General features: G+C 40.5%; 12 protein-coding genes and 1 tRNA gene. 5 read left to right on the top strand and 8 right to left on the bottom strand.

What is annotated here, in order from left to right; all coding sequences use genetic code 11:
* The first annotated feature begins 39 nt into the window (after positions 1-39).
* A complete protein-coding gene (locus V2H41_RS09510; protein ID WP_330974919.1) occupies positions 40-660 on the top strand; it encodes a DUF3347 domain-containing protein in 621 nt (206 codons plus the stop codon).
* 9 nt (positions 661-669) lie between these two features.
* A tRNA-Lys gene (locus V2H41_RS09505) sits at positions 670-742 on the top strand.
* Positions 743-817: 75 nt separating this feature from the next.
* On the opposite strand, the gene V2H41_RS09500 is transcribed toward V2H41_RS09505, so the two are convergent.
* The 3 genes from V2H41_RS09500 to V2H41_RS09490 form a co-directional block, all read right to left on the bottom strand.
* Complete coding sequence (locus tag V2H41_RS09500; RefSeq protein WP_330974918.1) at positions 818-1,480, bottom strand: metal-dependent transcriptional regulator; 663 nt, start codon at positions 1,478-1,480, stop codon at positions 818-820.
* Between the two features lie 95 nt (positions 1,481-1,575).
* On the bottom strand, positions 1,576-2,136 hold the full coding sequence (locus tag V2H41_RS09495; protein WP_330974917.1) for a PhnA domain-containing protein: 561 nt from the start codon (positions 2,134-2,136) through the stop codon (positions 1,576-1,578).
* A 21-nt stretch (positions 2,137-2,157) separates the two neighbouring features.
* The gene (locus V2H41_RS09490; protein ID WP_330974916.1) at positions 2,158-3,453 is read right to left on the bottom strand and encodes an HAD-IB family phosphatase; all 1,296 of its coding nucleotides are present in this window, start codon (positions 3,451-3,453) and stop codon (positions 2,158-2,160) included.
* A gap of 295 nt (positions 3,454-3,748) precedes the next feature.
* Here V2H41_RS09490 and V2H41_RS09485 point away from each other — a divergent pair, with 295 nt between their 5' ends.
* On the top strand, positions 3,749-4,102 hold the full coding sequence (locus V2H41_RS09485; protein ID WP_330974915.1) for a hypothetical protein: 354 nt from the start codon (positions 3,749-3,751) through the stop codon (positions 4,100-4,102).
* Between the two features lie 90 nt (positions 4,103-4,192).
* On the opposite strand, the gene pdeM is transcribed toward V2H41_RS09485, so the two are convergent.
* The 4 genes from pdeM to V2H41_RS09465 are packed head-to-tail and all read right to left on the bottom strand — an operon-like array spanning position 4,193 to position 9,690.
* Positions 4,193-4,831 carry a ligase-associated DNA damage response endonuclease PdeM gene (pdeM, locus tag V2H41_RS09480; protein WP_330974914.1) on the bottom strand — a complete coding sequence of 213 codons (639 nt, stop codon included), beginning with the start codon at positions 4,829-4,831 and terminating at the stop codon, positions 4,193-4,195.
* Between the two features lie 3 nt (positions 4,832-4,834).
* The gene (locus tag V2H41_RS09475) at positions 4,835-7,291 is read right to left on the bottom strand and encodes a ligase-associated DNA damage response DEXH box helicase (protein WP_330974913.1); all 2,457 of its coding nucleotides are present in this window, start codon (positions 7,289-7,291) and stop codon (positions 4,835-4,837) included.
* Positions 7,292-8,218 (bottom strand): citrulline utilization hydrolase CtlX, encoded by a 927-nt coding sequence (ctlX, locus tag V2H41_RS09470; protein ID WP_330974912.1) that lies wholly within the window; start codon positions 8,216-8,218, stop codon positions 7,292-7,294. It abuts the gene before it with no gap.
* 32 nt (positions 8,219-8,250) lie between these two features.
* Complete coding sequence (locus tag V2H41_RS09465) at positions 8,251-9,690, bottom strand: arginine deiminase family protein (RefSeq protein WP_330974911.1); 1,440 nt, start codon at positions 9,688-9,690, stop codon at positions 8,251-8,253.
* A 153-nt stretch (positions 9,691-9,843) separates the two neighbouring features.
* Here V2H41_RS09465 and V2H41_RS09460 point away from each other — a divergent pair, with 153 nt between their 5' ends.
* On the top strand, positions 9,844-10,743 hold the full coding sequence (locus V2H41_RS09460) for a DMT family transporter (RefSeq protein WP_330974910.1): 900 nt from the start codon (positions 9,844-9,846) through the stop codon (positions 10,741-10,743).
* Here the strand turns inward: V2H41_RS09460 and V2H41_RS09455 are convergent, their stop codons facing one another.
* Entirely contained in the window at positions 10,744-12,051 is a 1,308-nt protein-coding gene (locus V2H41_RS09455; RefSeq protein ID WP_330974909.1) for a dihydrolipoamide acetyltransferase family protein, read from the bottom strand.
* 383 nt (positions 12,052-12,434) lie between these two features.
* On the opposite strand from V2H41_RS09455, the gene V2H41_RS09450 reads away from it, so the two are divergent.
* Positions 12,435-13,331, top strand: a complete 897-nt coding sequence (locus V2H41_RS09450) for a glycerophosphodiester phosphodiesterase family protein (protein ID WP_330974908.1) — start codon at positions 12,435-12,437, stop codon at positions 13,329-13,331.
* Positions 13,332-13,952: the final 621 nt, after the last annotated feature.

Here is a 13,952-nt window from a genome sequence, read left to right as displayed (position 1 = left end):
AATAACAATTGCCGGGTTTAATTAGCGAGGATAAAAATCATGAAAAGACTATTACTATTAGTAGTACTTGTTGTAGCGGGATTTGTGGTATACAAGTACGCTATAAAAAAAGAAGACAAGGCCGATAAATCCCCAACGGCAAACGCGTTGGCCGTGAGCGCCCATAGCGATGCTTTTAATCAGTCTATAAAAAATATTCTAGATGCATACTATGCCATGGCGGATGGATTTGTTCAATGGGATAGTAGTTTGGTTAATAAAAATGCTGTATCATTGCACGTCGCTTTGGAAGGGTTGGATCTGGAAGAATTGAAGCAGGATACTCTTATTTACGAAACGGTTACCATGCCGTTAGAAAATGCAAAAGCTAGTGTGGCTGCGATTTCTGAAGTAGATGATTGGGATACCAAGCGGAAGCAACTGCAGGATTTGTCTGAAAATTTGAGGATGCTGCTGATTACCATCAAATACGATCAAGGAACTGTTTATTGGCAAGAATGTCCAATGGCGTTTGAAGATGGGAGAGTGGGCAATTGGTTGAGTAAGGAAGAGAAGATTGCCAATCCTTATCTCGGCAATCAGCATCCTAAATATGGTGCTACAATGATTGATTGTGGAGAAACCAAAGAGACTATTAATTTTGCAGAGAATTCAAAGTAGCATAACGTTGACTCCTTAGCTCAGTTGGTAGAGCTACTGACTCTTAATCAGTAGGCCCAGGGTTCGAGTCCCTGAGGGGTCACTATAAACAAAATTATCAAAGTAAAATAGCTGGGAAGATAGCCGGCTATTTTTTATCAAGTTGTGATAAATGGCTTTATACCGTCACTAAGAGATTTTCCGCAAACTTCAAGCTTACTACCGATCTTTTACCCTTCACCTCTATTTCCATAGAGCCGTCAAATTCTTGTCGACCGAGGACTTTGATTTTACTACTCAGTCCTAGGCCTACTTTTACTACATATTGAAGAAATGTAGCGCTATTATCTTTTACAGCCACCAGCTTGCAGGTTTTACCTACCTCTACCTGCGACAACGTATAGCGGGAGCTGGGTCTCAATTCGCCCTTGGCATTAGGTATCGCATCGCCATGAGGGTCGTACTCAGGATATCCTAAAAATTTTTCTAGCTGGGCGATAAGCTTAGGCGATCGAATATGTTCCAATTGCTCGGCTACCTCATGTACTTCATCCCAGGTAAACTGTAGTTTATCGTACAAAAAAGTTTCCCATAGGCGATGTTTGCGTACAATTTCAATAGCGTGTTTTCTTCCTTGTTCGGTAAGAGAGATTTTTTTGTATTTCTCGTAGCTGATGAGATTTTTTTCTTTCAGCTTTTTAAGCATATCATTGGCTGTAGCCGGCTTCACATCAAGCGTAGCGGCCAATTTGTTGGTACCGGTACCTTCTTTATCCTCACCTTCTTCCGTTATGTGGAATAGTGCTTTTAAGTAATTTTCTTCTGCCTGTGATAGTAACATAGGATAAAGATAAATAGGATTGGCCAAACTCCGCTTAAGGGCGGCCTTCCAGCCACTTCAAATTACATCAAAATTTGCTTTCTCCCGAGCGGTAATTACCCTTTCTTTACGTATTTGGTAAGAATGACGATGGTCTGGTCGTTAATTTTTCCTTCAATTTGTTCCACATTGTCCGCAACCAGCCGTATTCTTTTCACTACTGTGCCTTTGGGAGCTGAGAAATTAGTGCCTTTTACGTCCAGTGCCTGAGTAAGCACTACCGTATCGCCGTTTTCTAGTTTATTTCCGAAGCTATCGCGATGTACCTCTTCTACTTCAAAAGCGCTAAGAGCCCACTGTACTATATTTTCATCCACTTCTATGGAGTTGATGATGTCGGCAGCCCAGTCCTGATCCTTATAGGTGTGTAAAATTCTATAGCTTAAAGCCTGAATAGGAGGTTCGGGATTCCAAATGGTACCTTCCAGAAAGCGCCAGTAAGTACCGTCTCCATTCTGTTTTTCCAGTTCTTGTAAACATTTGTCGCAAAGCGCTACCTGATGCTCGATGTTGTCGTCCGATTTGGGACTAACAGTATATTCATGAACAGCGGTCTCTGAAGTACAAAGTTCGCACATACCCTGTGCGCGCTCGGATAATTTGTTGTTGAGTGCCATCGGTAGTATTTAAATATGGTGTTAATACAAAATTCTAAATTGAATAGTGTGTTCGATATTTTTTAGTTCTTTCAGTAATTTCTTATCGTAATCTTTGTTGATATCGGTGATTACATAGCCTACCATATCATTGGTCATCAGGTATTGGGCGCTGATGTTGATGCGATGCTTAGCCAAAATAGTGTTGAATTCGGCCATGACACCCGGCAGATTTTTATGAATGTGAATAATTCGATGTGCTTTGCGTACCGCAGGTAATTGCAAGGATGGAAAGTTGCTACTGCTGTGGATGGCCCCTTTATTAATAAAATCTACCATGCGTTGTGCAATAGCCTCGTTTTTAGTCTTGCCATTTTTGTTGTCAAATACTACTATGCCGCGTTCGGTGCATTGAACAAGAGGCAGATCGTGTGTAGCATTGCCGTAATATCCGATGGCTTTCAGTCGTGAAAACTTCTTTATCACTTTCGCATCAATACCGGAAGAAGCAGCAATAAGTAGCATGCCTGCCTGATAAAAGGTTTTATCATCTACTTCTTCCTTTTTATATACTGTAAATCCTTCTTCTTGCAGTAACGCATAATTTTTCTTAGGAACATCTCCTACAATGATGGTAATGATCCTGTTTTTGGGATAGGAGATAGCTCCGGGAATTTTATTAATATATAGAAATTCGTCAAAGCTGGGAGTAACGTGATCTGCTTTAGCGGTAACGCTTTTTCTTGCGATATTTTCGGTAAAGGCAAAGAATTTTTTAATCAGTCCGCACTCGCGTAGCTGAAAATCGGAATAACCGTCGCCGATACCGTACAGCTCACCCTGCAGATCCATCTGTTGGAGCAGCTTTACTTTTCCGCCTTCTTCACTGAGAGGATTAGACCGGTCGTATCCGATGATTTTTCCGTTTTTATCAAACTCAAAAGTATTGGCGTATACGTTTTCCTTTTTAATATGAAATTTCTTCACAACCGGGATGATAAATTCTTTGAAACCGCCGGATACGATCAATACATCATCGGCATGCTTTTTAAAAAACGCTGCGTTGCGAGAAAACGACTTGGAAACTTTAGTTCGCAAGTGAGCAATGAGCTTCTTGAGATGATCTTTATTGGCTTCTAGCAGTTTTACGCGTTGTGCTAGGCTCTCGGAAAAGGAAAGCTTTCCCTCCATAGCCATGTTGGTATAATTTTCAATTTTTTTGTAGATCTCTTCGCGACGCGGATGGTCTTTCAATGAAATGCGTGCCAGTTCGTCTAATGCTTCTACCTGTGTAAAAGTACTATCGAAGTCGATGATGTAATACTTTTTTTGCTTCATAAAAGGCGTTACTGAATTCCTTTCTGTTAATTGTTTTTGTAAATCCTCCTACTTCGGCTAAACCAGCCAAAAATACCAGCAGGGCGGTTTTGGGTTGCAAAAGTACGGTGTATTAATAACATAGCACTTTTTAAAGACGTTTAATCTTAAAGAAAGTCTAAAGAAAAGCTGGTAAAGTGTTTAATTTTTTAAAAAAATAGGGCCGATTACCAGAATCTTACAAATCCGAGGAAAGTGGTCCGATTTGTGCACTATTAGGAGTATAATATTTATTTAATAACCAAAATTTTAAAATATGGAAAAACGCCAAGAAATGACCACTCTAAGCCAGGTGATGGAAAAGTTGCGCCAAAGAGGCGTAGATAATGAAATTCGCATGAATGAAAATAAAGAAATGAAATCTGAAAAATCCGGCAAGGTATATCAGCCGGAGGATCTAATTATTTTCCGCACTTTCAGATTTGAAGGCGATTCTAATCCAGACGACAATGCCGTTTTATATGTATTGGAAGATAAAGATGGCGAGCTGGGATATATTATCGATGCTTACGGTGCTTACAGTAGCCATGAGGGAAGCGAGTTTGACGACTTTCTAAAACAGATTAAAGTAGAAGACCGAGAAGAACAGGAGCTTTTCGAACAGGATTAAGGAATATGCCAGTATATGAAAACTGCCATAAGTTGATATATTGATTCAATGTTGATTTTTTCTTTTTTAGCTTGTATCAAAAGGATGGAACTAAGCCCGATAAACAGATTCGTTCCCTATTACATAGTATCTGGTGTTATTACGATTCTTATATCCTGTGAATAGTCCGGTAAAAGTACTAAAAGCAGGTAGTATAAGGTGGTGAGAGGATACAACGAAACAAGGGAGTCGTAAAGATTGCCGGGCTTTTCCTATAAGTTGGTATCCCGGATGTAAATGTCCGGCTATAATAAAGCGATTGTTATCAGGCTCCGGCAATTCGTGAGTGATAACAAAGGGAGCTGCTACAAATTCTTTTGATGTTATCTGTATATCTAATTGCTCGTAATTGATATGGAGTAGTTTGTCATGATTGCCCGGAACTAGAATAAATGATATATCAGCGTAGTATTCACGCCATTGCTGAAAGATGTTGATATCAGTATTCAGATCGTGATGAAACATATCGCCGGCAATAATCAGCTTTTGAGCTTTGTACGTTTCGATAAGCTTCCCTAATCTTTTCAAATCATCGTGCAATACCGTCGAGGGGATTGGAATACCGTGAGACCGGAAATACCCCGTTTTCCCCAAATGCAAATCAGCCAGGAATAAAGTCCTTTCCTTTGGCCAGTAAGCAGCTCTTAATGGCGATAGAATTAATACTTCGTTATTGCAAATAATTTCCACGTACTAACGATGCGCTTTTTTAAATGCTTCTTCCTGCATTTTCCTCACTTTTACGTCCAGTTCTTCACTGCTCAGATTTTGTCTGAGGCTATCCACTTTTATCGGGAAACTTAAAGGAGTAAATGTTTTAGTATTAACAACAATGATAGCACTTTGTTGAATGCGTTGTAGTGCTGCGGCTAAGCGCACTTCTTCTAATTGCTGATAAAAAACCTCTTCATATGCCTGACGCATCAATAAATTCTGCGAGTCGTATTGCTCAAAGATTCTGAAAATAAGACCAGAGGAAGACTGCAGGTTTTTATCGCTTTTGTACTTGCCTGCATAGTTCTTCATTACCAGTCCGGCAATTACTGCGATGTCTCTAAATTTTCTTCCCGCCATTTCAGCAGCGTTGATGCTATGGGCAATATCAGTCGTGAGATTTTCGGTAGAAAAAAGCGTGTTCAAGTCTATCTCCTCCAAGGGTGTAGGCTGGTCACTTAATAACTCAAATCCGTAATCGTTCATGGCCATCGAAAATGTGATGGGGCGAATCTTGCTGATACGATAAGCAATTAAGGCGCTCATTACTTCATGCACCAAGCGACCTTCAAATGGGTACATGAATACATGATGCCCATCTCGGGTATGCGTGAGTTCGATTAAAAATTCATCGTTTCGAGGAATATGAGAATAGGCTTCCTGATACTGGAACAGCGGTTGTAACTTTTTGAGTTCTTTTTCTTGTGCAGAGGGCTGTAAAGCTTGATTAAATTTGCTGCGTAAAATGGCGCTTAGGTCAGATGATAAAGGTAAACGGCCACCTAACCAACTGGGTGTAATGGCTCTCTTGGCTTTGCTTTTCTTTACGAGAACCGTCATGTCTTTAATCATGACAAACTCTAGAATTTTGCCGGCTAAGCCGAAAGTGTCGCCGGGATTGAGGCGAGATATAAAATACTCCTCCACCATACCGATATATCCACCTCCGATGAATTTCACTTTTAACATGGGGTCGCTTACAATTACGCCTAGGTTCATTCGGTGCATCATGGCAATGCGGCGGTTTTTCACTTTATAAACGCCGCCCTCGACAATTACTTTTTGAAAATCTTCATAAGCGGAGAGTACCTCTCCCCCCTGGGTGATAAAACGTAATATCCATTGCCATTCTTCAGGGAGTAGATGAGTAAATGCATAAGTTTGTTGAACCTGTTCAAATACTTCTTGCTCTTTGAAACCTTCGCCTACAGCTAATGTCACCAGGTATTGTACCAGTACATCAAAAGTTTGAACCAATGGGGTGCGACTTTCAATAATACCGTTTTGAGCTGCCTCATTTAAAGCTGCGGCTTCTACCAGTTCGAGCGAGTGTGTAGGCAGAAAATAAATTCTGGAGGTTTCAAAAGGAGAGTGGCCGCTACGTCCTGAACGTTGCAGAAATCGTGCTACGCCTTTGGGAGAGCCGATTTGAATAACAGTATCTACCGGCCTGAAGTCTACGCCTAAATCTAGCGAAGAGGTGCAAATTACGGCTTTCAATTGTCCGGTATGCAGTCGATCTTCAATCCATGTACGTAACTCCATATCAATAGAGCCATGATGAATGGCCAGTTGCCCTGCAAGATCCGGAGCTGCTGTTAGCAATACTTGATACCAGAGTTCGCTTTGCCCACGCGTATTGGTAAAGATGAGCGTAGTACGGCTTTGATGAATGATGGGTACAATTTGCTCCGCCATTTTTGTACCCAAATGTCCAGCCCAAGGTAATATTTCTATTTCATCAGGAATAATGGGTATAATTTCCGTTTTCTTTTTATTCTTAGATCGTACAATTGTTTTAGGCGTATCCTTATAAGGAATGAGTACTTCCAAGGCTTCATCAATATTACCGATAGTAGCGCTAATACCCCATATACGTAGATTACTCGTAAGAGCTTTCAGACGTGAGATGGCAAGCTCGGTAAGTACGCCTCTTTTGCTACCCAGTAGCTCGTGCCATTCGTCTGCTACAATACATTTAAGATGTTTGAAATAAGTAGAGTTGTTTTTTTGTGCAAACAATAAGTGCAAACTTTCCGGAGTGATGATCAATACCTCCGGCATTTTTTTAGTTTGTTTTTGTCTTTCTTTTGTGCTTGTATCGCCGTTTCTCACCCCTACTTCCCAATCCAGTCCTATTTGTTCCAAGGCTTCCCGCATCGCCCTGCCCAAATCTTTTGCTAGGGAGCGTAGCGGTGTAATCCATATCAATTTTAATCCCTCACCATATTCCTCTGGTTTGTTTAGATAATCGATGATTAATGCTAGAAACACCGAAAAGGTTTTCCCGAATCCTGTAGGAGCGATAACAAGACCGGAATATCCCTCATGATATTTTTGCCAGCTCTCTTGCTGAAATGCAAAAGGTGTATTGCCTAAAGATTGAAACCAATTCTTGATAATCGCGTATCCCGGTGTGGACTGAATACGTTTCATTTAGTGAGCCGGATCGGCGGTTTTGGGTGTCAAAAATATTTCAGCCATCATGCAACGTGCACTGCCACCCCCATGCGCTTCGATGGTGGCTAAAGGAGCATGAACAATGGGATTGAAAGATCGTAAAAAATCACGCTGCTCGTTGGTCAGAATATGATACGCTTGCGAAGACATTACGAGCAAAGGCTCTCCGGAGTTGTTGTGTATCTGGAGCATGTTACCTGCAAAGTGAAACATTTGTTCCATGCTGATTTCGACGATGGATTTTCCTGTTTCTGCAAATTGGCTGAGCAGCATCTGTCTTTGCACATCGTCTTTTATGGCTTCCAAACAGATTACTACATATTCATCAGCTATACACATCATCACGTTGGTATGATAAATCTCTTTACCCTTTTTATCATAGGCCTCAAATAGCACTGGCCTATACCCCATAGCATCGCAAAAGTCGTATAAGACACTGGGGCTAGTACGCGGTGAAAGACATGCATAAGCCAGTTCAAAGTCTCTGTCCAGTACCATACTTCCAGTTCCTTCTAGGAAGAGATCTTGTCCCTCGTAATGCGTAAGGTCCAATGTAGTGCGTATATGAAACCGCTCTTTGATTACATCCAATACGTTTTTGTCACGTTCCACGCGTCGATTGAGGGCAAACATCGGGTAGAGTGCTACGGTGCCGTCTTCATGAAATGAAATCCAGTTATTGGGAAAGATAGAGTCGGGGGTATGCGGTTCGTTCGTGTCTTGAACGATAGTAAGATTGACGCCGTTTTGTTGTAATACTTCAGCAAAATGGTCAAACTCCTGCAATGCCTTGGTTTGAACATCTGTGGCGGAAGTTTCTTGCTGAAAGACATTGTTAACGGCCGTTTGGGGATTATAACCAAAGGCAGCAGGTCGAACCATCAATATATGTGATGTAGTCATTTCTTGCTTATCGTTTTTTGAAAGAGTCTTTATTAATCTATATCATCTCTCAGTAAGGGCATACTCATGCAATGGAATCCTCCGCGAGCACGCGAAAGTTCTGCCGAGGGCATTACAATAAATGTATTGGTTATTGCTTGAGGAGTGATTTGGTCGTTTTCCAATTGTTGTAATAGCTCCGTAACATGAATGATGTTGAAGCCGGCTTTAGCGAAAGCTTCTATGGTTTTATCGTTGCGATCGTAACCAAGAACTACTCCTTCTTTCAATGCTAGCAGGTTGCAACTATCAGTCCATTGTTCGCGTACATCAAATGGGAATTCGTTGTTGCCTGAGTAAATGAATTTTACTTTTTCGTCACAATTCAGATCGTTTTTACTAATGTCTATTAAAAGATCTTCCAGCGTATCAAAATATATCGGATCTGAAGGGGCTTTTCTTTTGAATTGAATAATTTGAATAGACTCTTCTTTTTGTCTGCTGTCAAGTGCTTTTTGAATATCATCTGCATCTTCCTTTTTTACATGCTTTTTTGAAAACTTACCTAGCATTACCCACATGTTTCTTTTTACCTGTGTGAAAATGGTATCGATATGCATGTAGTCGCGCTTCGCCGGAATTTTGATAACGGATACTTTCTCAACTATATTTTTTTCGAATAATATTTTAATGGCGAGATGTGCGGCCTCCAGGCTGGTTCTTTCGCTAATGCCTATCAATACATGCGAAGAGCTCACAACCATAATGTCGCCTCCTTCCAATGTTACCCGTTTTTCGGCAGAGTCGGAGGGTAGCAGGAAATGTTGTGGTATCTCCGGAAGCTCGATGATTTTATCCTGATATTTTTTGAATAAAGGATGATTATAGAAGATATACTTCATTAATAATGCTTCGCGGGTGCGGGCTTGCTTAGCCGGTTTGTTGAGTAAGATATGGTCGTTAATAACGATACCTATATCACGTGTAAAAATAAAATTTGGTACCGGAGGAAACAGCATTTCATTATCGGTAGTGCCGGCAATAAAAACATTAGCTAAATCTTTTGCCGGAAGTTGCATCAATTGTTCGTGTACTCGATAGCTACAGTTCTCTATAGCACATACCGAAGCTATCAGTCGGGCTTTAATGTCTTTGTCTTCCAGAATTTCTGCTAATAACCATTCGATCTCTATGACATTAGAAGATTTATAAAATTCCGAACTGGCAGGTTTGAAAAAATCATAGTTTTTTTTAGGATCGTCTATTTCAGAGAGGCGTCCTTTGATTTTCGTGGGATCCAGAAAATATAATAACAGTTTAATGTAATAATCGTATTCCTTTCTACGGATTGTTTCTAGGTGTACGATGTCTTCAAAAAGCCAGTCTTGGGCCTTAGAAGGTACTACCTTCCCCAATCCGCTATCGGGGCTGTGAACCAACAGTTTTCTTAAAGTGCCGATTTCTGAAGTAACACGAATATTATCTGAAGCCATATAATTAAGTTTGCGGTGCAATCAACGGATTATATACATCCCTACAGGGATTTTTTCAAATTTACTGGGTTTTAGGCTGGTTAAAAAAGAATTATTAAGAATGTAATTGTACCTCGTGCCGGTGTATTATTAATTTATCTACCTTGCGCCGTTATGAAAAAATCATTTCTGCAATTGCATATTGCGGTATTACTGGCAGGATTTACAGGGATATTGGGCAGACTAATCACTTTAAACGAAGGGCTGATTGTTTTTTATCGTTTATGCATTACTGCAATTACGCTTTGGATACTTTTTTATCTGACGAATAAGTTGCAGCATATTTCCAAAAAAGACATGTTGCAGTTATCGGGAATTGGATTTCTCAGCTCCCTGCATTGGGTGTTTTTTTATGCTTCCATCAAATACGGCAATGTGTCTATTGGGCTGATTTGTTTATCGGTGATTAGTTTTTTCTCGGCCATCTTAGAGCCTTTAATCAATAGGGTGCGTATCAACACTACCGAATTGTTGTTTGGAATGATGAACGTAGTAGGTATTGCGCTGATTTTTCATTTCGATACAAGGTATAAATTGGGTATTGCATTGGGCCTGATAGCGGCATCTTTTGGTGCATTATTTCCCATTTTTCTGAAGCTGAAGATGACACGTATCAATATGCAGACGGTGTTGACGTGGCAAATGACTGGAGGCTTTCTCACCTTTTCGCTTTTGCTTCCTTTTTATTTGAAAGTTTTTCCGGTGGGAACCATACTCCCCTCAGCTAATGACTGGATGTGGCTGTTTGTGCTCGCTTGGCTATGTTCCGTGATAGCTTTTCAATTTTCTATGAATGCTCTTAAAAAACTATCTGCTTTTACGGTAAACCTTTCTTATAGCCTTGAACCTATCTATGGTATTATTATGGCGTTTCTTATTTTTAAAGAAAACCATCATATGAGTTGGGGGTTCTATCTGGGATTAAGCATTATCCTACTCACCCTTACTCTGCACACCTTATTGCTGAGACGAAGGTATCAGACTCAGAAAAACGTTACTGTTGTTAGGGAATAATTACAATTCCCTGGGTTGAAAGTTTTCCAGTTCTTTCGCAACGGCTGTAACAAAAGTGGCTCCTAGGCTACCGTCAATTATTCGATGATCATAGCTCATGCTAATGTACATCATATGTCTGATGGCAATGCTGTCACCGTGAGGGGTTTCTACCACTACAGGACGTTTCTTTATGGCGCCCACAGCGAGTATTGCCACCTGTGGCTGATTAATGATAGGAGTACCCATGAGGCTTCCAAAAGTGCCTACATTGGTGAGTGTAAAGGTACCACCCTGTGTATCCTCGGGTTTTAGTTTACCATTGCGTGCAGCCTCGGCGAGATGGTTTACCTGTTTGGCTAGACCTACCAAGTTCAGCTGGTCTGCATTTTTAATAATGGGTACAATAAGATTGCCGTTTGGCAGGGCAGTAGCCATGCCTATATTGATGTCTTTTTTTACGATAATCTTGTCACCTTCTACCGAGCTATTGATAAGCGGAAATTTCTTAATGCATTTTACAATAGCTTCAATAAATAATGGCATGAAGGTGATTTTGGTGCCTTCTCTTTTTTCAAAGTCCTTCTTGATAGATTCACGCCATTGCACCATGTTGGTGACATCGGCTTCGCTAAAACTTGTTACATGAGGGCTGGTATGTACACTACGCACCATGTGTTCTGCTATCAACTTTCTCATGCGATCCATCTCAATGATCTCCACATTTCCACTGCTATAAGTGCGGCTGATAGCCGGTGGGGTGAACTGTTGTGACGATGTTTCGCTCACCGCCGGTTGAGATTGTTTTTGCTTGCGATTGGCTACGTAATTGAGTATATCGTTCTTGGTGACTCTTCCTTCGGCGCCTGTTCCCTCAATATTTTCTAACTCGCTTAGTGAAATGCCTTCGCGTGCTGCAATGTTAAGCACAAGAGGAGAGTAGAATCTGGAGCCGCTGCTTTTGGTTTTGGGCGCTGTTTTTATTTCGCTGGATACAACTTCGGCGGTTGTTTCCTTGATTGTTTCTTCTGTAGCAGATGGGGTAGAAGAGGCAAATGTATTTTGCTGTGGTGCAGCATTATCGTCGCCTTTGGTTTGAATTCTGGCGATAACAGTATCTACCGGCACTACATCATTTTCTTTATAGAGGATTTCTACTATGGTACCTTCGGCTGTACTGGGTACTTCACTGTCTACCTTATCAGTTGCAATATCTAATACTGGCTCATCTACTTGTACAGGATCGCCTACGTTTTTGCGCCATTTTAAAATCGTAGCTTCCATGATACTTTCGCCCATCTTGGGCAATATAAGGTCAACAATTGCCATCTTAATATCCGTTTTTATTCTTTAACCCAGTTGCAGTTATGCCCGCATCCTAGTTTCCTCATACATCCTTCGGAGAACATAGTTAAGGCAAAGCTGCTACTACAAAAGTAGGGAAATGGAATTTAAACAATTTATCTGGTTTTGTATTCATCACCGGATACAACAGTACATATATTTGTGTATTGTAGTATGGTGTTGAAAGGTTCAAATTTTTTTGCGCTCAAACCAAAGCATTCATGAATGTTTATTAGTTTTGACTATTGCCTTAGTTTTATATTGAACTTTAGCGAATAATAGAGTTGTAAGATAGACCTGTAATTGCTGCCAATGATAATATTGCTTAATAATATCTCTTTAAATATCCCACAATCATCATTTTTAAAATGAAGCAGACCGTTTCAATTTTCGGATTACTATTTTTACTGATTGGCTCCATTGCTGCGCAAACCAGAGTAGAACAGATTCGAAGTAAATTGTTTAACCCCAACAACCAAACAGTATTGGTAGTAGCGCATCGCGGCGACTGGAGAAATGCTCCTGAGAATTCATTGCAGGCTATTGAAAATGCCATTCAGATGGGGGTAGATGTAGTGGAGATTGATGTTCAGAAAACCAAAGATGGAAAGCTTATTCTGATGCATGATGCCACACTTGATAGAACTACAACGGGTAAAGGAAAGGTACGCGAGTGGGTGTTGGACTCCATTAAAACCCTTAAGCTGAAAAACGGGGCAGCTATTAGAACTAAACACCAAGTACCTACACTGGAAGAAGCTTTATTGGTAGCAAAAGGAAGAATCATGCTTAATTTGGATAAAGCTTATGACTATTTTGATGAAGTGTATGAGCTGTTGGAAAAAACAGGCACTACCAACCATATCATCATGAAGGGATCCAAATCAGTGGCACAGGTAAAGCAGGAGTTTGGCAAATATCTCGACAAGGTTATTTATATGCCCATTGTAAATCTCGACCGTCCCCATGCGATGCAGATGATTCAGGATTTTCTCACAGAACTGAAGCCCGTAGCCTTTGAGTTGCTGTACGTCTCCGACTCTAATTCTATTGTCAAAGAGGTATCCGCCCTGCTCAAAGGCAAAAGCTTGGTGTGGTATAATACATTGTGGGACACTATGGCCGGAGGACACGATGATGATATGTCGCTCGAAAATCCTGATAAAGGTTACGGTTATCTCATCGATACTTTAAATACCCGCATTATTCAAACGGATAGACCGGCCTATTTGCTAAATTATTTGAAGCGCAGAAAGCTGCGTTAATTAATGTTTACGCACGCGCAGCCTATAAAATTTTAGTAGGAGAATTTGGTTGTACATATCTCTTGGTATAGAAGAATAGTGGCGCTTACTCACTGGTGGTTTGATAGCGACATATATACTTTTGATGTATAGCGAATCGTTAGTATGATATAACAGCATTGCAAATTTTTTATTCAGAAATTCAAATTCATGTTTGCTGATATCAAATAAAGTATTACCTTTGCAGCCCCTTCTAAATAAGAAGCGGTTTTCACTGAAGCTCTTTAAAAATTCTTCGAAAAAATTTGGTGGTTTGAGAAAAGGTTATACTTTTGCAACCCCAATGAAAACGAGGGTTTCACAATAAGTTCTTTACACGAAAATTTGATAATTTTTTTCTTAAAAAGTTTGGTGGTTTGCAAAAAGGTTATACTTTTGCAACCCCGATTAGGAGGGGGTGACTGAGAGGGTCACCGAAGTTCTTCAAGTTAGTTCAATTTTAGATATAGCGTTACAGGCGCGCTGGTGGTTCAAGTCCACTGATATCGGCAAGAAGACAGATGCTGAGCTTTATAGTTCTGTCATTTGTGAAGTTCTTTGAAAGGTTGGAAACAATAGCACCGAGTTCAAATGTAACAGTTT

Source organism: Niabella digestorum (assembly GCF_036409055.1).
Taxonomy (GTDB): Bacteria; Bacteroidota; Bacteroidia; order Chitinophagales; family Chitinophagaceae; genus Niabella; species Niabella composti.
Note: the sequence above shows the minus strand (reverse complement) of the source record. Positions and strands in the feature narration are given on the sequence as shown.